Genomic DNA, 20,824 nt, shown 5'->3' on the forward strand with positions numbered 1-20,824 from the left:
CGGTCGCGACTCACATGTCAAATTCAAGCCACTACCGCGCGGCGGACCAGAGCGCCTCGTAGACGGCGGCGAGCTCTCCGGCCTCCCGCTCCAGCGGGAAGGCGCTGCGGACGTGGGCGAGGGCAGCCGCGGCGGTTCTTTCGCGGAGCGCGTCGTCGGCGAGATAAGGCGCGATGGCGGCAGCGAGGGCGGCGGCGTCGCCCGGCGGCACGACGCGGCCGGTGACGCCCTCGACGATCAGCTCGGCGAATGCGCCGGCGTCGCTGGCGACGACCGGGGTGCGGCTCGCCATCGCCTCCAGCGGGGTCAGCCCGAAGCCTTCGTTGCGGGGCGGCGCGACATAGAGATCGAATCGCCGGAACCAGGCGGCGACGTCGTCGACCTCGCCGGCGAAGACGATCCGCTCCGCGAGCCCCGCCGCGGCGATGCGGCGGCGCAGGTCCTCGGCGAAGGCCTCGTTGTCGGCGGTCACGCGGCCGGTGATCACCGCCGACCAGTCGGGATGGGAGGGCAGGAGCGCGATCATCGCCTCGACAAAGAGATCGGTGCCTTTCTGATGGCGGATGCGCCCGGAACAGCCGACGATCTTGCGGCCGGCCATGGCGGCGGCGAGCTCGCCGGCGGGCGACGGCCCCGCGGGATTGAAGCGCTCGCAGTCGACGCCGTGCATGACGACGCGGGCCGGCACTTCGAGATAGGCCCGGCTGCGCTCGCTGGTCGCGACCACGGCGTCCATGCGGGAGATGAGAAACCGCGTCCAGGCGGTGTGGCGGCGCTGGGCGGCAGAGGTGAAGAGGAGCTTCAGCGGCGCGCGCAGCACGTCCCGCAGGACGACGCCCGCCAGCATCTCGGTGTTGCGCCGGGCATGCCAGATGCGAAACGGCCGGCCTTGCGGCCTGCGCCAGAGCTTCGGAAGATCGCGCCAGCGCATGCGGGGAAGATCCGCCGGCAGGCCGGGCCCCAGCGTCACGATGGCGACGCTGCGGGCCTGGAAGGGGACGAGCTGGACGATCGTCGAGGTGACGCCGGACAGCCGCCGCTTGAAGTTGGGCGCGATGACGTGGATGGCGGAAAGGTCGGGCAAGCAGAGATCAGGTCAGGCGAGGTGATCCGAGATCAGCGCACGGATGACGTCTTCCCGCGACAGACCCCTTCGCTCCGCCTCGCCGTCGACGGCATCGATCAGCCTCGGCGACAGCTCGATGGAGACAGTCGTGGCCGGCTGGTTGATCCGGCGCCCTTTCGACCAGTCGACGATGCCGTCGAGCGAACCACCCTCGTCGAAGACGAGGTCGATGTCATGGGCCTTCATAGAACCGTACCTCGCTGGTTCGTGCCAGTCGCACCGAGATGAGCCGGATGCGGCGCCCCTGCGGGTGAAGATTGCCGCCCAGTGCCTGCCTCCGAGCCTTCCGACGGCGACGTATCTGGCTTCGCTCTGCGATTGCGCATCGAGTTCCAAGCGCCTCGTGTCGTCGAAGAGCGATTTTGCTTCCTCGAAGTCGATACCATGCTTCAGCTTGTTGGATGCGCTCTTGTCCGGATCATGCTCGTAATCCATCGAGAGCCCATCCGGACTGCGGAGCCGGTGCCTACCGCCACATCACTTCGAGAATCTCGTAGGACCGCGCGCCGCCGGGCGCCGCGACCTCGACCGTGTCGCCCTCGCTCTTGCCGATCAGCGCCCGGGCGATGGGGGAGGAGATCGAGATCTTGCCCTCCTTCACGTCGGCTTCCTGATCGCCGACGATCTGGAAGCGCTTCTCCTCCTCGGTGTCCTCGTCGACCAGCTTGACGGTGGCGCCGAACTTCACCCGGTCGCCGGACATCTTCGAGACGTCGATCACCTCGGCGCGGGCCGTCAGGTCCTCCAGCTCGGCGATGCGGCCCTCGTTGAGGCTCTGCGCCTCCTTGGCGGCGTGATATTCGGCGTTCTCGGAGAGGTCGCCATGAGCGCGCGCCTCGGAGATCGCCGCGATGATGCGCGGCCGCTCCTCCTGCTGGCGACGGCGCAGCTCTTCCCGCAGCGCCTCGAAACCGCGACTCGTCATCGGGACCTTGTCCATGGCCTCCACCTTCATTGCGGACCGCGCGCCTGGCGCGAGGTCGATTTTGCGAAAGTTTCGCGCTCTGCGTGAAACCGGTCTTTCGAGGATTGTCGGGAATTTCCACCCCCGACACAATAAGAAAACCAGCCCCGAACGGCGTTGCCGTTCCGGACCAGCACGACTTGGCGGACTGGATTGAAGCAGCCTCAGACGCCCGTCCGTCAGGCGCCGGACATCGTCAGGCAGCGGTAAAGTACGACTGAAGCGGCCGAACTTCAAGGTTGCCCTTCTTCAGCGCCGCGATCGCTTCGGCGGCTGCGACCATGCCCGCCAGCGTGGTGTAGTAGGGCACCTTGTGGATCAGCGCGGCGCGGCGCAGCGAGCGCGAATCCGACAGCGCCTTGGCCCCCTCGGTGGTGTTCAGCACCAGCTGGACCTGGCGGTTGCGGATGGCGTCCTCGATGTGCGGACGACCCTCGAGCACCTTGTTGATCTTGGTCGCGTCGATGCCGTTTTCGGCGAGGAAGCGCTGGGTGCCGCCGGTCGCCATCACCGCGAAGCCGAGATCCGCCAGACGGCGCACGGCCGGCAGGCAGCGCTCCTTGTCGGCGTCCTTCACCGACACGAAGACGGTGCCGTCGCGCGGCAGGTCGACGCCGGCGCCGAGCTGCGCCTTGGCGAAGGCGATGGCATAGTCGGTGTCGAGGCCCATGACCTCGCCGGTCGAGCGCATCTCCGGGCCGAGCAGCGTGTCGACGCCGGGAAAGCGCGCGAAGGGGAACACCGCCTCCTTCACCGCGATGTGCCTGACATTGTGGGTGTCCGGCTTGCCGCCATAGGTCGCGAACGCTTCCGACAGGGTTTCGCCGGCCATGATGCGGGCGGCGATCTTGGCGATCGGACGGCCGACGGTCTTGGCGACGAAGGGCACGGTGCGCGAGGCGCGCGGATTGACCTCGAGCACGTAGATGTCGCCGTCCTTGATGGCGAACTGCACGTTCATCAGGCCGCCGACCGAGAGCGAGCGGGCGAGCGCCTCGCTCTGGCGGGCGAGCTCGTCGGTCGTTTCCCTCGACAGCGAATGGACCGGCAGCGAGCAGGCCGAATCGCCGGAATGGATGCCGGCCTCCTCGATATGCTCCATGATGCCGGCGACGAAGCTCTCTTTGCCGTCGCTAAGGCAGTCGACGTCGACCTCGATGGCGTCGGTCAGATAGCTGTCGAAGAGCAGCGGGTTCTTGCCGAGCAGCGTGTTGATCTGGCCGGTCTTGTCGTTCGGATAGCGCTGCTTGATGTCCTCCGGGACGAGACCCGGAACGATGTCGAGCAGATAGCTCTGCAGCATCGTCTCGGAATGGATGATCTGCATCGCCCGGCCGCCGAGGACGTAGGACGGGCGCACGACCAGCGGAAAGCCGATCTCGGCGGCGACGAGCCGCGCCTGCTCGACCGAGAAGGCGATGCCGTTGTTCGGCTGCTTGAGGTCGAGCTTGAAGAGGAGCTTCTGGAAGCGGTCGCGGTCCTCGGCGAGATCGATCGCATCCGGGGCGGTGCCGAGGATCGGGATGCCGTTCTTCTCCAGCGCCTCGGCGAGCTTCAGCGGCGTCTGGCCGCCGAACTGCACGATGACGCCGACGACCTCGCCGTCCTCCTGCTCAGCCCGCATGATCTCGATGACGTCCTCGGCGGTCAGCGGCTCGAAATACAGCCGGTCGGAGGTGTCGTAGTCGGTCGAGACGGTCTCGGGATTGCAGTTGATCATGATCGCCTCGAAGCCCGCGTCCTTGAGGGCGAAGGCGGCATGGCAGCAGCAATAGTCGAACTCGATGCCCTGGCCGATCCGGTTCGGGCCGCCGCCGAGAATGACCACCTTGCGGCGGCCGCTGACCTTCGCCTCGGAGCGCAGGGTGCCGGCGAAGGGGCGCTCGTAGGTCGAGTACATGTAGGGGGTCGGCGAGGCGAACTCGGCGGCGCAGGTGTCGATGCGCTTGAACACCGGCCGCACGCCGAGGCGGTTGCGCAGCTCGGCGATCTCCTTCGGCCGCTTCTTCGTCAGGCTGGCGAGCCGGGCGTCGGAAAAGCCCATCGACTTCAGGAGCCGGAGATTGTCGGCATCCTGCGGCAGGCCGATCGAAGCGATCTTCTTCTCGGTGTCGACGATCGCCTTGATCTGGGCGAGGAACCACGGGTCGATCTTGCAGCCGGCATGGACGTCGGCGATCGACATGCCGAGCCGCATCGCCTGGGCGACCATGCGCAGACGATCGGGGGTGGGCGTGCCGATGGCGGCGCGGATGGCGTTCTTGTCGTCGGAATGGTCGCCGTTGGCGCCGAGGCCCGGGATCTCGATCTCGTCGAGGCCGGTGAGCCCCGTCTCGAGGCCGCGCAGCGCCTTCTGCAGCGATTCGGCGAAGGTCCGGCCGATCGCCATCACCTCGCCGACCGACTTCATCGCCGTCGTCAGGATAGGCTCGGCGCCGGGAAACTTCTCGAAGGCAAAGCGCGGGATCTTGGTGACGACGTAGTCGATCGACGGCTCGAAGGATGCCGGCGTCGCGCCGTCGGTGATGTCGTTCTGGATCTCGTCGAGCGTATAGCCGACGGCGAGCTTCGCGGCGACCTTGGCGATCGGAAAGCCGGTCGCCTTGGAGGCGAGGGCGGAGGACCGGGATACCCGCGGGTTCATCTCGATGACCACCAGCCGGCCGTTCTCGGGGTTCACCGCGAACTGCACGTTCGAGCCGCCGGTCTCGACGCCGATCTCCCGCAGGACCGCGATCGAGGCGTTGCGCATCACCTGGTATTCCTTGTCGGTGAGCGTCAGGGCAGGGGCGACGGTGATCGAATCGCCGGTATGGACGCCCATCGGATCGACGTTCTCGATGGCGCAGACGATGATGCAGTTGTCCGCCTTGTCGCGGACGACCTCCATCTCGAACTCCTTCCAGCCGAGCACCGATTCCTCGATCAGCACCTCGGTGGTCGGCGAGGCGTCGAGGCCGGTCTCGACGATCTCGAAGAATTCCGAGCGGTTGTAGGCGATGCCGCCGCCGGTGCCGCCGAGGGTGAAGGAGGGACGGATGATCGCCGGCAGGCCGACCTCTTCCAGCGCTTCCGCTGCGGTCGCCAGCGCCCGGCCCATGTAGCGCTGCTTGCGCTCGCCCTCGCCGTGCTGCCACTCGGTCTCGAGCGCCTCGAGCCGCGCCTCGCGCTCCTCCTGGTCGGCGATCTCGCGGCGCAGCGCCGCCTTCCTCTCCTCATGGGCGGCGCGGTCGGCGGCCTTCGCCTCGCTGGCATTGGCGAGCATCGACTTCGGCGTCGCCAGCCCGATCTTCGCCATCGCCTCGCGGAACAGCGAGCGGTCCTCGGCCTTGTCGATGGCGTCGGCATTGGCGCCGATCATCTCGACGCCGTAGCGTTCGAGCACCCCCATGCGCCGGAGCGACAAGGCGGTGTTGAGCGCGGTCTGCCCGCCCATGGTCGGCAGGATCGCGTCCGGCCGCTCCTTGGCGATGATCTTGGCGACGACCTCCGGCGTGATCGGCTCGATATAGGTGGCGTCGGCGAGATCGGGATCGGTCATGATCGTCGCCGGGTTGGAATTGACCAGGATGATCCGGTAGCCCTCTTCGCGCAGCGCCTTGCAGGCCTGCGTGCCCGAATAGTCGAACTCGCAGGCCTGGCCGATGATGATCGGGCCGGCGCCGATGATGAGGATCGATTTCAGGTCGGTGCGTTTGGGCATTTTGGCGGATCGTCCGATTGCAAGCGCGCCGGTCCGCGCCGCGCGCGACGAGGCGGGCGGCGGGCCGGCGAGGGTTCATGAGGCTGAGGCCGGCTTATAGGCAAGCCATGGCGAAGGCGAAAGGGGCGAAGCCGCCGAAAAGCGACCGGCGCATGCTGCGGGGGCGTCTCTGCCACCCCGAGGTGCATGCAGCCCGAACTCTGCTCCGGGCGGGAGCCGATCGAAGTGTGCCGTGCGATCGCGGCGACGGTGCGCGGGCCGTCGCGGGTTCCGGCCGCTGCCCGGCCGGAGCCGCGGGCCGGCTGCCGCAAACCGGCTCAGGCGGCCTTCTTCGCGCGGCGCTCGTCGATGAGGTCGAAGAAGCGCTGGAAGAGATAGTGCGAATCCTGCGGGCCGGGCGAGGCTTCCGGGTGGTGCTGCACCGAGAACACCGGCTTGCCGGAGAGCCTGAGGCCACAGTTGGAGCCGTCGAACAGCGAGCGGTGGGTCTCCTCGACGCCCGTCGGCAGGCTGTCGGCGGCGACCGCGAAGCCGTGGTTCATCGAGACGATCTCGACCTTGTTCGTGGTGTAGTCCTTGACCGGATGATTGGCGCCGTGATGGCCCTGATGCATCTTCTCGGTCCTGCCGCCCAGCGCCAGCGCCAGCAGCTGATGGCCGAGGCAGATGCCGAACAGCGGCACGTCGGCTTCGATCAGCTTGCGGATCGTCGGCACGGCGTATGCGCCGGTCGCTGCCGGATCGCCCGGACCGTTGGAGAGGAACACGCCGTCCGGCCGATGCGCGAGGATGTCCTCGGCGCTCGCGGTCGGCGGCACGACGACGACCTCGGCGCCGTGGCCGCACATCAGCCTCAGGATGTTGCGCTTGGTGCCGTAGTCGACGGCGACGACCCGGTAGCGCGGCTCGCTCGTCTCGGCATAGCCGGCGTCCCAGATCCAGGGCGTCTCCTTCCACACGGCGTTCTCGGCGACGCCGACGTGTTTCGCGAGGTCGAGGCCGACGATGCCCGGCCATGCTTTGGCCCGGGCTTTCAGGGCGTCGATGTCGAAGCTGCCGGCTTCGGAATGGGCGATGACGGCGTTGGGCATGCCGTTGTCGCGGATGAAGGCGGTGAGCGCCCGCGTGTCGATGCCGGTCAGGCCGACGATGCCGCGCGCCTTCAGCCAGGCGTCGAGATGGCCGGCCGAGCGGTAGTTCGACGGGGCGGTCACGTCGGCCCGGAAGATCGCGCCGACGGCGCCGCAGGAATTTGCCGGGGTCAGGTCTTCGTGGTCGTCGGGATTGGCGCCGACATTGCCGATATGGGGAAAGGTGAAGGTGACGATCTGCTTGGCATAGGACGGATCGGTCAGGATCTCCTGATAGCCGGTGAGGGCGGTGTTGAAACACACCTCGCCCTCCGTCGCGCCCTCGGCGCCGACGCCATATCCCTCGATCACCGTTCCGTCGGCAAGGACGAGCACCGCCGTCGTCTTGCGCTCAGTCCAGGCTTCGCCGGCCATCGTCGTTCCTTTCACATGTCGATTCGAAGCTGACTTGCGGGCCGCGGCGCCCTGCAGCGGGCCGTCGTCCGGCACTCCATATCGGTGCCGGGTCAGGCGCGGGCAAGCCATCTTGCGCAAAGTCCACGCGGTCTCTACATGCACGCGGCGCCGACGGGCAAGTGCATCCCGGAGCCGGACGAGGTCCGGCGGATCCGATGCAGCCGGGCGACATCCGACCGTTTCGTTCATGCGGCAGCGCCGTTTCCGGCGCGATAGAGCTTTACGTCGGGCCGCAACAGGTATTGCAGTAGATCAACACGAGCGCGCCGTTTCGGGCGCCACGTCAGTCGAACTCGAAAGTCAGGCATCATGCGCGAGCATCTCACCGACGCTCTCAACGCCGCAGTCAAACAGCAGGACAAACGCCGCATCAGCACCCTGCGGCTCATCAACGCCGCCATCAAGGACCGCGACATCGCCAACCGCAGCGCCGGGCGCGACCCGGTGAGCGAGGAGGAGGTGCTGCACATTCTGATCAAGATGATCAAGCAGCGCCAGGAATCGGCGCGCACCTACGAGGACAACGGGCGGCTGGAACTGGCCGAGCAGGAGCGCGAGGAGATCGCGGTGATCCGCGAGTTCCTTCCCCCGCAGCTCGACAGCGGCGAGATCGAGCGGGCCTGCCGCCAGGCCGTCGAGGACACCGAATCGAAGAGCCTGCGCGACGTCGGCCGCTGCATGAACCATCTGAAGGAGCGCTATCCCGGCAAGATGGACTTCGGCAAGGCCTCGACCGTGGTGAAGGGGCTGCTGCGCTGAGACTGTGCTCGGCCGCACGGCAGCCGGCCGGCATCGTGTCAGCCGGGAAGGGCGCGGGAGAAAACGGCGGCGGGACGTCGCCGGGGCCAGCCTCCCGAATGCTCGGCCCCCGTCTTCGGCGGAAGTCTTTCGGCCCGCTGTTCCGGCCGGCACTTCCGGTTGACTTCGCGGGAAGTTGTTTCTATAGCCAGCGCATTCGCGATCTTTGCGGCTGACACGGGGCTCGAATCGAGAACCGTTCGGCCGTTTTCGGCCATGAAGCCCCCGCGTGAACGATCGGGCGCATCGCCCTGGGACCGAGCGGGCCTCAAAGCCTGCCTGACATTGTAGGAGAAGCGACGTGGCACGTATCGCTGGCGTCAACATTCCATCCGGCAAGCGCGTCGTCATCGCGCTGCAGTACATCCACGGCATCGGGCCGTCCTTCGCCAGGCAGATCATGTCCAAGGCGAATCTCACCGACGAGCGCCGGGTCAATGATCTCAGCGACGCCGAAGTCCTGCAGATCCGCGAAATTATCGACCGCGACTACCAGGTCGAGGGCGACCTGCGCCGCGAGACGGCGATGAACATCAAGCGGCTGATGGACCTCGGCTGCTATCGCGGCCTCCGGCATCGCCGCGGCCTGCCCGTGCGGGGTCAGCGGACCCACACCAACGCCCGCACCCGCAAGGGTCCGGCGAAGGCGATCGCCGGCAAGAAGAAGTAAGATTCGTGAGGGCCGGGCGGCCGCATCGAGCGGCGCGCCGGGCGATCATGCTCCGGACGCGGGGTCTTGCCGGCTATGGCCGGCGGATCGCGTCGGACGCTCGGCGCGGACCGCGCCGTAGGTGGAGCCGCCGGAACTACGGCGGTGTCGAGATCGAACAGGAAGACTGAATGGCCAAGGATGTCCAGCGCGTTCGCCGCCGCGAGCGCAAGAACATTTCGTCGGGCGTGGCGCACGTCAACTCGACCTTCAACAACACGCTGATCACCATCACCGACGCGCAGGGCAACACCATCGCCTGGTCGTCGGCGGGTGCCCAGGGCTTCAAGGGCTCGCGCAAGTCGACGCCCTTCGCCGCGCAGATCGCCGCCGAGGACTGCGCCAAGAAGGCGCAGGAGCACGGCATGCGCACCCTCGAGGTCGAGGTCTGCGGTCCGGGCTCCGGCCGCGAATCGGCGCTGCGCGCTTTGCAGTCGGCCGGCTTCACGATCACCTCGATCCGCGACGTGACGCCGATCCCGCACAACGGCGTGCGCCCGCGCAAGAAGCGGCGCGTCTGACCCGCCGTCGCCGGCGCGTCCTGTCTGCGGGCGGGCGCCTCGGCACGCGCAGGAGCATGCGGAAGGCCGCGATGCGGCATTGAGGCGGGGCGTTCGACGCTCCGCCATTTGGATTTTCCGGAAGGCGCAGGCCCGCCAGGGGCCGCCGCCCGGGTTCAGACCTTTCGCCACGATTGGATGGTGGCGAGGAAACTGAGAGGCATCCCCCATGATATCTGCCAACTGGCAAGAGCTGACCAAGCCGAACCAGCTCGTCTTCAAGAACGAGAACAGCCGCTCGAAGGCGACCCTCGTCGCCGAGCCGCTGGAGCGCGGCTTCGGCCTGACGCTCGGCAACGCCCTGCGCCGCGTTCTTCTCTCGTCGCTCCGCGGCGCCTCGGTCACCGCCGTCCAGATCGACGGCGTGCTGCACGAATTCTCCTCGATCCCCGGCGTCCGCGAGGACGTCACCGACATCGTCCTGAACATCAAGGAGATCAACATCTCCATGCAGGGCGAGGGGCCGAAGCGGATGGTCGTCCGCAAGGCCGGCCCCGGCATCGTCACCGCCGGTGACATCCAGACGGTCGGCGACGTCGAGATCCTCAATCCCGAGCACGTCATCTGCACGCTGGACGACGGCGCCGAGATCCGCATGGAGTTCACGGTCAACACCGGCAAGGGCTACGTGCCCGCCGACCAGAACCGCGCCGAGGACGCGCCGATCGGCCTGATCCCGGTCGACAGCCTGTTCTCGCCGGTCAAGAAGGTGTCCTACAAGGTCGAGAACACCCGCGAGGGTCAGGACCTCAACAAGGACAAGCTGACCATGACGATCGAGACGGACGGCTCGATCTCCGGCGAGGACGCGGTCGCCTATGCGGCCCGCATCCTGCAGGACCAGCTGTCGGTCTTCATCAACTTCGAGGAGCCGCAGCGCGAGGCGCGTCCGGGCGCTCCGGGGGTGGCCGACGAGCAGATCGCCGAGCTCGCCTTCAACCCGGCGCTGCTCAAGAAGGTCGACGAGCTGGAGCTTTCCGTCCGCTCGGCGAACTGCCTGAAGAACGACAACATCGTCTATATCGGCGATCTCATCCAGAAGACCGAGGCGGAGATGCTGCGCACCCCGAACTTCGGCCGCAAGTCGCTGAACGAGATCAAGGAAGTGCTCGCATCGATGGGCCTTCACCTCGGTATGGAAGTGCCGTCCTGGCCGCCGGAAAACATCGACGACCTGGCCAAGCGCTACGAAGACCAGTACTGAGCGACGAACAGGCGCCCGGCCGCCCCTGATCGGGGCGGCCGGGCGCATCTCGTGTCCTTCAAGGCACGCAACAATCATTCAAAGGCACGGCGGCCTGTCGGACGATCCGGCAGGGACGCAAAGATACCGACCCCCGGCGAGAGCCGGCTCTTTCACCTGAAGGAAACCCAAAATGCGCCACGCCAATCGCGGCCGTAAGCTCAACCGTACCGCCAGCCACCGCAAGGCGATGTTCGCCAACATGGCGGCCTCGCTGATCGAACACGAGCAGATCGTCACGACGCTGCCGAAGGCGAAGGATCTTCGCCCGATCGTCGAGAAGCTGATCACCCTCGGCAAGCGCGGCGACCTGCACGCCCGCCGCATCGCCGCCTCGCGGCTGCGCGACGAAGCCGCCACCGCCAAGCTGTTCGACACGCTCGCCGCCCGCTATTCGGAGCGCAACGGCGGCTACTGCCGCGTCCTCAAGGCCGGTTTCCGCCGCGGCGACAACGCTCCGCTCGCGGTGATCGAGTTCGTCGACCGCGACGTCGATGCGCGCGGCGCCGCCGACCGCGCCCGGGTCGAGGCCGAGGGCAACGAGGAAGCGGCGTAAGCCGCTCCGGCAGCCGATATTCCAGAGCGATTTGAGGGGGGCTTCGGCTCCCCTTTTTTCGTCGCCGTGCCCGGATGTGCGGGGCGCCCGCGCCTTGCGGCGGCACGACGGGAGCATGCCCGATGGTTCGACGGGCCAAAGGTGCGGGAACGGCGGTGCGGGCCCGCCGTTCCGGTGCCTGAGACCGATCGGAGGAGACTTTCATGGCCGAAACACGCGTTCTCCTCACCGGAGCGTCCGGCTTCATCGCCAAGCACATCGCGTTCGCGCTTCTCGGCGGCGGCTACCTCGTCCGCGGGACGGTGCGCAGCCGCGACAAGGGCGAGGCGCTGCGGCGCTCGCTGGCTTCTGCCGGGGCGGACGTCGCGCGGCTGGAAATCGCCGTGGCGGATCTCTTGTGCGACGACGGCTGGGACGCTGCGGCCGAGGGTTGCGGTCTCGTCTGCCACGCCGCCTCGCCGCTGCCGCTGCGCCAGCCGCGGGAGAAGTTCGCTCTTACTCCGGCGGCGAAGGGCGGCGCCCTGCGCGTCGTCGCGGCCGCCGCGCGGGCCGGCGCGACGCGCCTCGTCCTGACCTCCTCCGTCGCCGCCATGTCCTACGGCCACGGCCGGGCCCGCGGTGACGCGCCCTTCGGCGAGGACGACTGGTCCGACGTGACGTCGAAGAGCATCTCGCCCTATGCGGTGTCGAAGACCGAGGCGGAAGCTGCCGCCCGCGATGCCGCCTCCAAGGCCGGCCTCGACATGGTGGCGATCAACCCCGCCGTCGTGCTCGGCCCGCTTCTCGACGACGAGTTCGGCGCGTCGATGCGGCTGGTGCGGATGATGATGCGCGGCAAGATGCCGGCGGTGCCGGACGTCCGCTTCGGCGTCGTCGACGTCCGCGACGTCGCCGCCGCCCATGTCGGCGCCCTGACGGCGGAGGGGGCGGCGGGCCGGCGATTCGCGCTGTCGGCCGGGTCGCTGTCGCTGATGGAGATGGGGCAGGCGATCGCCGCGGCGGTTCCCGAGTGCCGGGGAAAGGTGCCGCGGCTGCGGCTGCCGGACCTCGTCGTGCGGCTGGCGGCGCTCGTCGTGCCGGACCTTCGGGCGGTGGTCGGCGAGCTCGGGCGCGGCAAGGGGTTCGACACCGATCCGGCGCGGCGGATTCTCGGCTTTGCGCCTGCCGAAGCGGCCCGCGCCGTTGAGGCCGCAGCGGTCAGTCTGATGCAGCGCGGCCTCGCAGGATAGGGCCGCGCATCCTCGTTGACGCAAGGTAACCTTGGCTGTTAAGATTGACGCCAGTGAAAAAGCTCACTGTGGCCGAAATGACCTCGCCGCCCCGGGGCGGGCGTGCGATATGCGCCGCACATTCGATTTTCGTGAGAAGCGAAGCAACCAAATGGGGCCCTTCACCCTTTGACGTCAGGAATGGGGCAGCCGCCACAACATTGTGGCAACGTTTACGCGGTTGAAACAATCTTCATGAATGATGCGAGCACAATGAACACAATCGGCCGGAGTACCATGCGTCGGACCCTCCTCACACTTCTGGGCGCCATCGCCGCTTTCGGCGTGCTGACCGCCAGCTACGCCACGGCGGACCTGCCGAGCGACGCCGTTTCGAGCGAGATCGTCGGCAGCACCGGGAACTGACGACCCGGCGCCAATCATCGGTATGCGAAAAGGGGCCCGCGTGGCCCCTTTTTCGTGGCATTCCTCTGGTCTATGCCGCTTCCGGGTGGAGCGGCTCCGGCGGCCCCTGGCATCCGCCAGTGCGCGCCTCGCCTGGGGGCGTTCGGCGGCCGCCACCCGCCAAGACCGACCAAGCGCGCGGGTCTTGCGGTTGCGATATGTGCGACATGCCCGCCAGCGGTTTCCTGGCTGCGGACGGACGCCCTTGCCGATGTCGGACCGCCGCGATCCATGCGCCATCGAAGGGGGCGACATGAAGCTCAAACTCCTCGCCGTCGCGGCCGTCCTGGTCGCTGGAACCGCCTTTGCGGTGCCGTCCGCACTCGGCCAGGGCTCGGTGTTCAGCCGGCTGTTCGGGCCGGCGGCGGCAGACCGGCCGGTGCGGCTGGCACCCGGCGACGACACCCTGCGGCGCGGCCTCGGCCTCGCCGACGGGCCGCGTTGGGACGAGGGCGATTCGCCCCGGCTCGAACGCGTCGCCGCGACGGGCGGTGACGCCGGCCAGGCCGGCGAGCGGGTTCCGGAATCCGCTGCCGAGATCAAGCTCTCCTTCGCGCCGCTGGTGAAGAAGACCGCGCCGGCCGTCGTCAACGTCTATGCCGCCCGCAAGGTCGCGGCGCGGCGCTCGCCCTTCGCCGACGATCCGTTCTTCGGCCAGTTCTTCGGCAACCAGTTCGAAAGCCCGCCGCGCATGGAGCAGTCGCTCGGCTCCGGTGTGATCGTCGACGCCTCCGGCCTCGTCGTCACCAACAATCACGTCGTCGAGGGCGCCGACGAGGTGAAGATCGCCTTTGCCGACGGCCGCGAGTTCGAGACCAAGGTGCTTGCCAAGGACGCCACCGTCGACCTCGCCGTCCTGAAGATCGAGGGCGGCGACGGGCCGTTCCCGACGATCCCGCTCGCCGATTCCGACGAGCTCGAGACCGGCGACCTGGTGCTGGCGATCGGCAATCCCTTCGGCATCGGCCAGACGGTGACCAACGGCATCGTCTCGGCGCTCGCCCGCAATCACATCGGCGTCAACGACTTCGGCTTCTTCATCCAGACCGACGCGGCGATCAATCCGGGCAATTCCGGCGGCGCGCTGATCGACATGGCCGGCCATCTCGCCGGGGTGAACACGGCGATCTACTCGCGCTCCGGCGGCTCCAACGGCATCGGCTTCGCCATCCCCTCGAACATGGTCGCGACCTTCGTGAGGGCCGCCAAGGACGGCGGGCGCTACGAGCCGCCCTTCATCGGCGCCGACTTCGCGCCGGTGACCGGCGACATCGCCGAGGCGCTCGGGCTCGACCGGCCGAGCGGCGCACTGGTCCGCTCGATCTATCCGAAGGGACCGGCGGCGAAGGCGGGCCTCAAGGTCGGCGACGTGGTGCTGAAGGCAGACGGCCGCGACGTCGCGACGCCGGACGCCCTGACCTACCGCCTCGCGACCCTTGGCATCGGCAAGTCCGTCGATCTCGACGTCCTGGCTTCCGACAAGACCGAAGAGATTTCGCTCAAGCTGGAACAGGCGCCGGAGAACCCGCCGCGCGACGAGCGCACGATCGAGGGGCGCAATCCCTTCGCCGGGGCGACGGTGGACAATCTTTCGCCACGCGTCGCGGGCGAGTTCAAGCTGCCGCAGGATTCGACCGGCGTCGTCATCGCCAAGGTGGCGCCGCGCTCGCTCGCCGCCCGGTTCGGCCTGCAGGCCGGCGACATTCTGCTCGAGGTGAACGGCAAGGCCGTCGATTCGACCGAAACGCTGCAAGGCCTCGCGGAGGAAGACTATCGGGGCTGGCAGTTCGACATCGACCGGGGCGGACGGCGGCTGACCCAGGTGGTGCGATGACCGACGGGGCGGGGCGGTGAGCGACCTCTTCGGCGACGATCCGCCGCCTCAGCCGGTCCGCGCGGGGCCGCGCGGCGGCCGTGAGGCTGCCGCTGCCGCCATGCCGGAGGGCGGGGAAGCGCGCGAGCGCGCGGAGGCGGCGCGGCCCCTGGCGGACCGGCTGCGGCCGCGCCGCCTCGCCGAGGTCGTCGGACAGGAGCACCTGACCGGGGAGGGTGGGGCGCTCACCCGCATGCTCGCCAACAAGAGCCTCGGCTCGATGATCTTCTGGGGTCCGCCCGGCACCGGCAAGACCACCGTCGCCCGGCTGCTCGCCAGCGAGGTTGACTACGCCTTCGAACAGATCTCGGCGATCTTCTCCGGCGTCGCGGATCTGAAGAAGGTGTTCGAATCGGCGCGGCTGCGGCGGCGGAGCGGCCGCGTCACGCTGCTCTTCGTCGACGAGATCCACCGCTTCAACCGCGCCCAGCAGGACAGTTTCCTGCCGGTGATGGAGGACGGCACGGTGGTGCTCGTCGGGGCGACGACGGAGAACCCGTCCTTCGAGCTCAATGCGGCGCTGCTGTCGCGTGCCCGCGTCCTGACCTTCCATGCGCTTGCCCCGGACAGTCTCGGCAGGCTGCTCGGTCGGGCGGAGGAGGCGACCGGCCGGGCGCTGCCGCTGGACGCGGCGGCGCGCGACCTCCTCCTGCAGCTTGCCGACGGCGACGGGCGCGCAGTGCTGACGCTCGCCGAGGAAGTCTGGCGGGCGGCGAAGACGGACGAGGTGCTGGGCGCCCAGACGCTGCTCGACGTCGTCCAGCGGCGGGCGCCGATCTACGACAAGGGCCAGGACGGCCATTACAACCTCATTTCCGCCCTCCACAAGGCGGTACGCGGCTCCGACGTCGACGCCGCGCTCTACTGGCTCGCCCGGATGCTCGATGCCGGCGAGAACCCGCTCTATCTCGGCCGCCGGCTGGTGCGCATGGCGTCGGAGGACGTGGGTCTCGCCGATCCGCGGGCGCTTACCGTGGCGCTCGCGGCCAAGGACGCCTACGACTATCTCGGCTCGCCGGAAGGGGAACTGGCGCTCGCCGAAGCGACGGCCTATCTCGCCGCCGCGCCGAAGTCGAACGCCGTCTACGTCGCCTACAAGGCGGCGATGCGGGCGGCGAAGGAGCACGGCTCGCTGCTGCCGCCCAAGCACATCCTCAACGCCCCGACCGGGCTGATGAAGGACGAGGGCTACGGCGCCGGCTATCTCTACGATCACGACCAGCCGGACGGCTTTTCCGGGCAGGACTATTTTCCCGAGGCGATGGGGCGTCGGCGCTTCTACGAGCCGACCGGCCGCGGCGAGGAAAAACGCCTCGGCGAGCATCTGGCGCGGCTCGACCGGCTGCGGAAGGAGCGTGGCGGGCAATGACCAGCGGGTGACCGGGGGGGGACAGCCGGCCAGGCGAGCGACCTGCCGGAGCGGGCCCGGACTACAGGCGCTCGATGATTTCCTCGCGGCCGCGGCCGGTCCCGGCCGCGCCGTGGCGGGCCAGCGTCGGGACGATCTCCTCGACCCGCTCGACGACCAGCGGCTTCACCCGGTCGGTGGAATGCAGGAAGCCTTCGTCGTTCATGTGCTCGAAGAGCCGGGCGAGCGGATCCCAGAAGCCCTCGACATTGGCGATGACCACCGGCTTCTCGTGGCGGCCGAGCTGGCTCCAGGTCATGATCTCGACGAGTTCCTCCAGCGTGCCGATGCCGCCCGGCAGCGCCACGAAGGCGTCGGAGCGCTGGAACATCATGTGCTTGCGCTCGTGCATGTCTTCGGTGACGATCAGCTCGTCGAGGCGGGCGAGCTCACGCTGCGTCGCCTCCATGTCGATGAGGAATTGCGGGATGATGCCGGTCACCCTGCCGCCGGCGGCGAGCACCGCGTCGGAAACCGCGCCCATGATGCCGCGGGTGCCGCCGCCATAGACGAGCTCCATGCCGGCCTCGCCCATCTTTGTGCCGAGCTGCCGGGCGGCTGCGACATAGGCAGGGCTGCGGCCGGAAGACGAGCCGCAATAGACGCAGACGGATCGAATCGTGTTCATGCAGCCAAGGTCCGATGCCGGGAGCGGAAAATCAAGCGCGACGGATGGCGCGGCAGCGCGACGGTCACACCCAGGCGAGCTGGCCGTCCTTGATGTGGAGGATGCGGTCCTGCGGGATCTCCGTACGGACCGCCTCGTTGCCCGGAACGCCGGCGTAGAGCGCCAGGAAGCAGCGGCTGACGCCGCCATGGGCGGCGACGATCGTCGGGCCGTCCAGGGCCTCGAAGACCGGCCGGACGCGCTCCGCCAGCATGGCGTAGGATTCGCCGCGCCCGCCCGGCGGCACGAAGCCCCATTTGTCGGCCTTGCGCCGCCGGATGCCGTCCGGATCGAAGCCTGCGACCTCGGCCAGGGTCGAGCCCTGCCAGTCGCCGAAATGCAGCTCGACGAGCCGCTCGTCGGTGGCGAAGTCCTCCGGGGCGAAACCCATTTCGGCACGCAGGATCCGCATCGTCTCGCTCGCCCGTCCGAGCGGGCTCGCGACGAAGCGGAAGCCGCCGGCGCGCTCGCCGAGGACGTTGCGCAAATAGCGGCCGTTGCGGCGCGCCTGCGATCGGCCGAGCGCGTTGAGCGGAACGTCCACCTGTCCCTGCAGCCGGCCCTCGGCGTTCCATTCGGTCTGACCGTGGCGGACGAGGTAGAGCTCCGGCCGGTCGCTCAGCGAGGCTTCTGTCATGGGCGAGCGGGTTCCGCAGGTGACGCCGGCGGCGGCTTCGGGCCGTCGCAGCGGGAACGATGGTGGACTCTCGAAACGATCCTCACGACCGGTAGCGGCGGTTCTGCGAGGTTGCTCTCAGGCGTCCTTGACGACGGAGATGTCCGGCGCGTCGACCGCCTTCATGCCGACGGTGTGATAGCCGCAGTCGACGTGATGGACCTCGCCGGTCACGCCGCGCGACATGTCGGACAGAAGGTAGAGCGCCGACTGGCCGACCTCGTCGATGGTGACGGAGCGCTTCAGCGGGGCGTTGTACTCGTTCCACTTGAGGATATAGCGGAAGTCGCCGATGCCGGAGGCGGCAAGTGTCTTGATCGGCCCGGCCGAGATCGCGTTGACGCGGATCGCCTTGTTGCCGAGGTCGACGGCGAGATAGCGTACCGACGCCTCCAGCGCCGCCTTGGCGACGCCCATGACGTTGTAGTGCGGCATCACTTTCTCGGCGCCGTAATAGGTCAGGGTCAGGATCGAGCCGCCGGCGTTCATCAGCCTCTCGGCGCGGGCGGTGATCGAGGTCAGCGAATAGACCGAGATGTCCATCGTCTTGCGGAAGTTCTCGCGGCTGGTCTCGACGTAGCGGCCGGTGAGTTCGTCCTTGTCGGAAAAGGCGATGGCATGGACGACGAAGTCGAGCGCGCCCCACTTCGCCTCGATTTCCGCAAAGACGGAATCGATCGTCGCCTCGTCCGTGACGTCGCAGTGTCCGGCGAGGAAGGCGCCGAGTTCGTCGGCCAGCGGCGCGACCCGCTTCTTCAGCGCATCCCCCTGATAGGTCAGGGCGATCTCCGCGCCCGCATCGGCCAGAGCCTTGGCGATCCCCCAGGCGATCGAACGGTTGTTCGCGACCCCCATGACGAGGCCGCGCTTGCCATCCATCAGACCCGTCGATCCAGCCATGGCGCCCTATCCTCCAATGGATGTTTTGCTGATTTTCTGTGCGGCGCGGGTATGGCACAGAGGTGAGGGGGCATCAAGCACGGGGCGGGCGCCGTTTCCGGCGACGCCTCGTCACCCTGCGGCAGGCTCCTTCGAGCGCTGGCGCATCAGCGCCTCGAGCTCGCGGTCGCCCTCCGGCAGGACGATCTCGGCCTTGACGTAGAGGTCGCCGCGGCCGCCCTCCTTGGTGGTGAGGCCCTTGCCCTTGAAGCGGAAGACCTTGCCGGAGCTCGTCCAGGCCGGAACGTTCAAAGCGACCCGGCCGTCGAGCGTGTCGACCTCCAGGCGGCCGCCGAGGACGGCGGTGCGCAGCGGCACCTCGACGTCGCAGCGCAGGTCCCGCCCGTCGACCCGGAAGCGGCGATGCGGCGCGATTCGAATGGTGATGAGCGCGTCGCCCGCTTCGCCGCCCGAGGTCGGGGAGGGCTGGCCCTGGCCCCTGAGGCGGATGGTCTGGCCGTCCTCGACGCCCATCGGCAGGCGGATGGCGAGCTTCTTGCCGGAAGCGAAGGCGGCCTCGACCTTCTCGTTGGAGACGACGTCCTCGAGGTCGATGCTGAGATTGGCGGTGATGTCGGCGCCCTTCGATGCGGCCTTGCGCGCCCCGGAAAAGCCGCCGCTCGCCGAAGAGCGTTTCGCCCCGCCGCCGCCGAAGGCGCCCTCGAACAGGCTGGAGAAGATGCTGTCGGCGTCGAAATCCTCGGCCTTGGTGGACGAGCGGTATTCGTAGCCGCCCGGACGCGGCCGGCCGCCCGCGAAGGGGCCGCCGCCGCCGAACGGATCGCCGCCGGCAAAGCCCTGGAACTTCGGCTTGCCCTCGGCGTCGATCTCGCCGCGGTCGTACTGACCGCGCTTGTCCTTGTCGCCGAGAATCTCGTAGGCGGTGTTGGCCTCGTTGAAGCGGCTGGCCGCGGCGGGATCGTTGGAATTGGCGTCCGGATGGTACTTCTTCGCGAGCTTGCGAAAGGCGGACTTGATCTCCTTGTCGCTCGCCGACTTCGAGACGCCGAGCACGGAGTAGGGATCGCGCATAGGCTGTCGTTTCCTTCATGATGGGCATTGGAGCGGGGGAACGGCAGTGTCGCACGCCGTCAAAATCGCCTTCTATATGATCGCCCTATCGGGAAAATTGAAGATCGCGACCGACAGATCACGCGCGCGGCGCGCTTTTTGCCGTCCTCGAACGACCGCCGAACGGTCAGCGCCTGGCGAATTCGACCAGCGCCCACTCGCCGGCGCCCGCCGAACAGGCCCGTCCCTGGTAGAGCGCGATGCCGTCGAAACGCTGGCGCGAGGTCTCGAAGGAGCGGCAGATGCTCTCCCCGTCGCGCTGCTGGTCGAGCGCGGTGATGACGCCGCTCGAGCCGGTCTCCGGATTGGACCAGGCGTAGCGGCCCGCCCCTTTGTCGAGATCGGCGGAGGAGACGGCATTCCTGACGATGCGCCGGTCCGAATCGACGTCGGCGTCGGCCGGCGTCTCGACCGGCTTGACGGAACCGGTGATGGTGGGGTCAAGCAGCGTATCCTCGACGCTCGGCCCGGCGACCACGCAGCCGCCGAGACCCGCGGAGAGGGCAAGAACACAGACCGTCTTGTACCGCAGCATCGATCTCATATGTCGTCCGGTCCGGCGAATCGCCGCCGCGCCGTATCATCCGGGGCAGTATCACAAATGACCGAACAACCCTTAAGACTCGATGAAACCACGGTCGGGCCCGACCCCGTGGCGTTCTTCGCCGGCTGGCTGGAAGAGGCCGAGGAGAGCGAGCCGAACGATGCGATCGCGCTGGCGCTGGCGAGCGTCGACGAGGCCGGGATGCCGGACGTCCGGATGGTGCTCTTGAAGGGCTTCGACGCGCGCGGCTTCGTCTTCTACACCAATTTCGAGAGCGCCAAGGGCCGGCAGATCCTCGCCACCGGCAAGGCGGCGATGTGCTTCCACTGGAAGAGCCGGCGCCGGCAGGTGCGGCTGCGCGGCACGACGGAGGTGGTCACAGACGCCGAGGCGGACGCCTATTACGCCTCGCGGCCGCGGGGAAGCCGCATCGGGGCCTGGGCCTCGAAGCAGTCGCGCCGGCTCGAAAGCCGGCAGCAGCTCGTCGATGCGGTCGAGCGCTACGAGGCGGAGTTCGGCGACGGCGAGATCCCGCGGCCGGCGCACTGGTCGGGCTTCCGGCTGATGCCGCTGTCGATCGAATTCTGGCAGGACGGCGCCTTCCGCCTGCATGACCGCATCGCCTTCACCCGCGAAAGGCTCGACGCGGCATGGACCGTCGGTCGGCTCTCGCCCTGACCGGCGGCGGCCCACCCAGGCAAATCGCCTGACACTCGGACTGTGCGAGGCGATTGCCCTCGCAGGCCCGCCTGCCGCGTTGCCAGGGT

The 20,824-nt window shown here is 68.3% G+C and carries 20 protein-coding genes; 10 read left to right on the forward strand and 10 right to left on the reverse strand.

Going from position 1 to position 20,824, the window contains the following annotated elements; translation table 11 throughout:
• Positions 1-31 precede the first annotated feature (31 nt).
• The 5 genes from J1C47_RS03100 to carA all read right to left on the reverse strand — a co-directional run bounded on the left by J1C47_RS03100 (position 32) and on the right by carA (position 7,298).
• Complete coding sequence (locus tag J1C47_RS03100) at positions 32-1,084, reverse strand: glycosyltransferase family 4 protein (RefSeq protein ID WP_207349259.1); 1,053 nt, start codon at positions 1,082-1,084, stop codon at positions 32-34.
• A 12-nt stretch (positions 1,085-1,096) separates the two neighbouring features.
• Positions 1,097-1,561 carry a BrnT family toxin gene (locus J1C47_RS23605; RefSeq protein ID WP_245396326.1) on the reverse strand — a complete coding sequence of 155 codons (465 nt, stop codon included), beginning with the start codon at positions 1,559-1,561 and terminating at the stop codon, positions 1,097-1,099.
• Positions 1,562-1,592: 31 nt separating this feature from the next.
• Positions 1,593-2,066, reverse strand: coding sequence for a transcription elongation factor GreA (gene greA, locus J1C47_RS03115; protein WP_207349261.1), 474 nt, complete (start codon positions 2,064-2,066; stop codon positions 1,593-1,595).
• Positions 2,067-2,286: 220 nt separating this feature from the next.
• Positions 2,287-5,793, reverse strand: a complete 3,507-nt coding sequence (gene carB, locus J1C47_RS03120; RefSeq protein WP_207349262.1) for a carbamoyl-phosphate synthase large subunit — start codon at positions 5,791-5,793, stop codon at positions 2,287-2,289.
• Between the two features lie 317 nt (positions 5,794-6,110).
• On the reverse strand, positions 6,111-7,298 hold the full coding sequence (gene carA / locus J1C47_RS03125) for a glutamine-hydrolyzing carbamoyl-phosphate synthase small subunit (RefSeq protein WP_207349263.1): 1,188 nt from the start codon (positions 7,296-7,298) through the stop codon (positions 6,111-6,113).
• 351 nt (positions 7,299-7,649) lie between these two features.
• Between carA and J1C47_RS03130 the strand changes: the two genes are divergently transcribed.
• The 9 genes from J1C47_RS03130 to J1C47_RS03165 all read left to right on the forward strand — a co-directional run bounded on the left by J1C47_RS03130 (position 7,650) and on the right by J1C47_RS03165 (position 16,121).
• Positions 7,650-8,099 (forward strand): GatB/YqeY domain-containing protein, encoded by a 450-nt coding sequence (locus J1C47_RS03130; RefSeq protein ID WP_207349264.1) that lies wholly within the window; start codon positions 7,650-7,652, stop codon positions 8,097-8,099.
• 340 nt (positions 8,100-8,439) lie between these two features.
• Positions 8,440-8,808 carry a 30S ribosomal protein S13 gene (gene rpsM / locus J1C47_RS03135; RefSeq protein ID WP_207349265.1) on the forward strand — a complete coding sequence of 123 codons (369 nt, stop codon included), beginning with the start codon at positions 8,440-8,442 and terminating at the stop codon, positions 8,806-8,808.
• 170 nt (positions 8,809-8,978) lie between these two features.
• The gene (gene rpsK, locus J1C47_RS03140; protein WP_207349266.1) at positions 8,979-9,368 is read left to right on the forward strand and encodes a 30S ribosomal protein S11; all 390 of its coding nucleotides are present in this window, start codon (positions 8,979-8,981) and stop codon (positions 9,366-9,368) included.
• A 208-nt stretch (positions 9,369-9,576) separates the two neighbouring features.
• Positions 9,577-10,611, forward strand: a complete 1,035-nt coding sequence (locus J1C47_RS03145) for a DNA-directed RNA polymerase subunit alpha (RefSeq protein ID WP_207349267.1) — start codon at positions 9,577-9,579, stop codon at positions 10,609-10,611.
• A gap of 172 nt (positions 10,612-10,783) precedes the next feature.
• Positions 10,784-11,206 carry a 50S ribosomal protein L17 gene (gene rplQ, locus J1C47_RS03150; protein WP_207349268.1) on the forward strand — a complete coding sequence of 141 codons (423 nt, stop codon included), beginning with the start codon at positions 10,784-10,786 and terminating at the stop codon, positions 11,204-11,206.
• A 203-nt stretch (positions 11,207-11,409) separates the two neighbouring features.
• On the forward strand, positions 11,410-12,435 hold the full coding sequence (locus tag J1C47_RS03155; RefSeq protein ID WP_207349269.1) for an NAD-dependent epimerase/dehydratase family protein: 1,026 nt from the start codon (positions 11,410-11,412) through the stop codon (positions 12,433-12,435).
• 276 nt (positions 12,436-12,711) lie between these two features.
• A complete protein-coding gene (locus J1C47_RS23960) occupies positions 12,712-12,840 on the forward strand; it encodes a hypothetical protein (RefSeq protein ID WP_281065458.1) in 129 nt (42 codons plus the stop codon).
• Positions 12,841-13,132: 292 nt separating this feature from the next.
• Entirely contained in the window at positions 13,133-14,713 is a 1,581-nt protein-coding gene (locus J1C47_RS03160; protein WP_207349270.1) for a Do family serine endopeptidase, read from the forward strand.
• Between the two features lie 100 nt (positions 14,714-14,813).
• Positions 14,814-16,121 (forward strand): replication-associated recombination protein A, encoded by a 1,308-nt coding sequence (locus J1C47_RS03165; protein WP_207349447.1) that lies wholly within the window; start codon positions 14,814-14,816, stop codon positions 16,119-16,121.
• 61 nt (positions 16,122-16,182) lie between these two features.
• Here J1C47_RS03165 and J1C47_RS03170 read toward each other — a convergent pair whose 3' ends face one another.
• From J1C47_RS03170 to J1C47_RS03190, 5 genes are all read right to left on the reverse strand, one after another.
• Positions 16,183-16,788 carry an LOG family protein gene (locus tag J1C47_RS03170; protein ID WP_207349271.1) on the reverse strand — a complete coding sequence of 202 codons (606 nt, stop codon included), beginning with the start codon at positions 16,786-16,788 and terminating at the stop codon, positions 16,183-16,185.
• 64 nt (positions 16,789-16,852) lie between these two features.
• The gene (locus tag J1C47_RS03175; protein WP_207349272.1) at positions 16,853-17,464 is read right to left on the reverse strand and encodes a histidine phosphatase family protein; all 612 of its coding nucleotides are present in this window, start codon (positions 17,462-17,464) and stop codon (positions 16,853-16,855) included.
• A 117-nt stretch (positions 17,465-17,581) separates the two neighbouring features.
• Positions 17,582-18,403, reverse strand: coding sequence for an enoyl-ACP reductase FabI (gene fabI, locus J1C47_RS03180; RefSeq protein WP_207349273.1), 822 nt, complete (start codon positions 18,401-18,403; stop codon positions 17,582-17,584).
• Between the two features lie 111 nt (positions 18,404-18,514).
• Positions 18,515-19,474 carry a DnaJ C-terminal domain-containing protein gene (locus J1C47_RS03185; protein ID WP_207349274.1) on the reverse strand — a complete coding sequence of 320 codons (960 nt, stop codon included), beginning with the start codon at positions 19,472-19,474 and terminating at the stop codon, positions 18,515-18,517.
• Between the two features lie 166 nt (positions 19,475-19,640).
• The gene (locus J1C47_RS03190; protein WP_207349275.1) at positions 19,641-20,048 is read right to left on the reverse strand and encodes an RT0821/Lpp0805 family surface protein; all 408 of its coding nucleotides are present in this window, start codon (positions 20,046-20,048) and stop codon (positions 19,641-19,643) included.
• Between the two features lie 66 nt (positions 20,049-20,114).
• Here J1C47_RS03190 and pdxH point away from each other — a divergent pair, with 66 nt between their 5' ends.
• Positions 20,115-20,735, forward strand: coding sequence for a pyridoxamine 5'-phosphate oxidase (gene pdxH / locus J1C47_RS03195; RefSeq protein ID WP_207349276.1), 621 nt, complete (start codon positions 20,115-20,117; stop codon positions 20,733-20,735).
• The last annotated feature ends 89 nt before the right edge of the window (positions 20,736-20,824 follow it).

The organism is Jiella sonneratiae, from assembly GCF_017353515.1.
GTDB classification, from domain to species: Bacteria; Pseudomonadota; Alphaproteobacteria; order Rhizobiales; family Rhizobiaceae; genus Jiella; species Jiella sonneratiae.

Coding starts and splice junctions, on each gene's coding strand:
- J1C47_RS03190 (WP_207349275.1), bottom strand. CDS start 20,048: ATGCTGCGGTACAAGACGGTCTGTGTTCTTGCCCTCTCCGCGGGTCTC.
- fabI (WP_207349273.1), bottom strand. CDS start 18,403: ATGGCTGGATCGACGGGTCTGATGGATGGCAAGCGCGGCCTCGTCATG.
- J1C47_RS03145 (WP_207349267.1), top strand. CDS start 9,577: ATGATATCTGCCAACTGGCAAGAGCTGACCAAGCCGAACCAGCTCGTC.
- J1C47_RS03130 (WP_207349264.1), top strand. CDS start 7,650: ATGCGCGAGCATCTCACCGACGCTCTCAACGCCGCAGTCAAACAGCAG.
- J1C47_RS03160 (WP_207349270.1), top strand. CDS start 13,133: ATGAAGCTCAAACTCCTCGCCGTCGCGGCCGTCCTGGTCGCTGGAACC.
- J1C47_RS03185 (WP_207349274.1), bottom strand. CDS start 19,474: ATGCGCGATCCCTACTCCGTGCTCGGCGTCTCGAAGTCGGCGAGCGAC.
- carA (WP_207349263.1), bottom strand. CDS start 7,298: ATGGCCGGCGAAGCCTGGACTGAGCGCAAGACGACGGCGGTGCTCGTC.
- J1C47_RS03170 (WP_207349271.1), bottom strand. CDS start 16,788: ATGAACACGATTCGATCCGTCTGCGTCTATTGCGGCTCGTCTTCCGGC.
- J1C47_RS23960 (WP_281065458.1), top strand. CDS start 12,712: ATGCGTCGGACCCTCCTCACACTTCTGGGCGCCATCGCCGCTTTCGGC.
- J1C47_RS23605 (WP_245396326.1), bottom strand. CDS start 1,561: ATGGATTACGAGCATGATCCGGACAAGAGCGCATCCAACAAGCTGAAG.
- J1C47_RS03155 (WP_207349269.1), top strand. CDS start 11,410: ATGGCCGAAACACGCGTTCTCCTCACCGGAGCGTCCGGCTTCATCGCC.
- carB (WP_207349262.1), bottom strand. CDS start 5,793: ATGCCCAAACGCACCGACCTGAAATCGATCCTCATCATCGGCGCCGGC.
- J1C47_RS03165 (WP_207349447.1), top strand. CDS start 14,814: ATGCCGGAGGGCGGGGAAGCGCGCGAGCGCGCGGAGGCGGCGCGGCCC.
- pdxH (WP_207349276.1), top strand. CDS start 20,115: ATGACCGAACAACCCTTAAGACTCGATGAAACCACGGTCGGGCCCGAC.
- rplQ (WP_207349268.1), top strand. CDS start 10,784: ATGCGCCACGCCAATCGCGGCCGTAAGCTCAACCGTACCGCCAGCCAC.
- J1C47_RS03175 (WP_207349272.1), bottom strand. CDS start 17,464: ATGACAGAAGCCTCGCTGAGCGACCGGCCGGAGCTCTACCTCGTCCGC.
- rpsK (WP_207349266.1), top strand. CDS start 8,979: ATGGCCAAGGATGTCCAGCGCGTTCGCCGCCGCGAGCGCAAGAACATT.
- greA (WP_207349261.1), bottom strand. CDS start 2,066: ATGGACAAGGTCCCGATGACGAGTCGCGGTTTCGAGGCGCTGCGGGAA.